Below are 434 nucleotides of genomic sequence, written 5' to 3'. Positions count from 1 at the left end.
TGCGGGCATCGTATAATGGCTATTACCTCAGCCTTCCAAGCTGATGATGCGGGTTCGATTCCCGCTGCCCGCTCCAGGATGTGCTGATATAGCTCAGTTGGTAGAGCGCACCCTTGGTAAGGGTGAGGTCGGCAGTTCGAATCTGCCTATCAGCACCACTTCTCAATCTCCTCCCTGTTTCTCTTCTGTAGATGTATTCAACAAATTCAGGCAAACGCCTGGTTGATGTGGTGATACCACCGATTTATCCGTGTCTTAGAGGGACAATCGATGTCTAAAGAAAAGTTTGAACGTACAAAACCGCACGTTAACGTCGGTACTATCGGCCACGTTGACCATGGTAAAACAACGCTGACCGCTGCCATCACTACCGTTCTGGCGAAAACCTACGGTGGTTCTGCTCGTGCATTCGATCAGATCGATAACGCGCCGGA

At 50.5% G+C, this 434-nt stretch carries 1 protein-coding gene and 2 tRNA genes; all 3 read left to right on the top strand.

What is annotated here, in order from left to right; all coding sequences use genetic code 11:
- The first annotated feature begins 1 nt into the window (after position 1).
- Positions 2 to 76, top strand: a tRNA-Gly gene (locus AACV31_RS17385).
- Between the two features lie 6 nt (positions 77 to 82).
- Positions 83 to 158: transfer RNA gene (locus AACV31_RS17380), tRNA-Thr, on the top strand.
- 112 nt (positions 159 to 270) lie between these two features.
- Positions 271 to 434, top strand: a 164-nt coding sequence (locus AACV31_RS17375; protein WP_023158627.1) for a GTP-binding protein, incomplete at its 3' end; no start/stop codon positions are given.

This window comes from Cronobacter sp. EKM101R, assembly GCF_963888145.1.
GTDB classification, from domain to species: domain Bacteria; phylum Pseudomonadota; class Gammaproteobacteria; order Enterobacterales; family Enterobacteriaceae; genus Cronobacter; species Cronobacter turicensis.
Note: the sequence above shows the minus strand (reverse complement) of the source record. Positions and strands in the feature narration are given on the sequence as shown.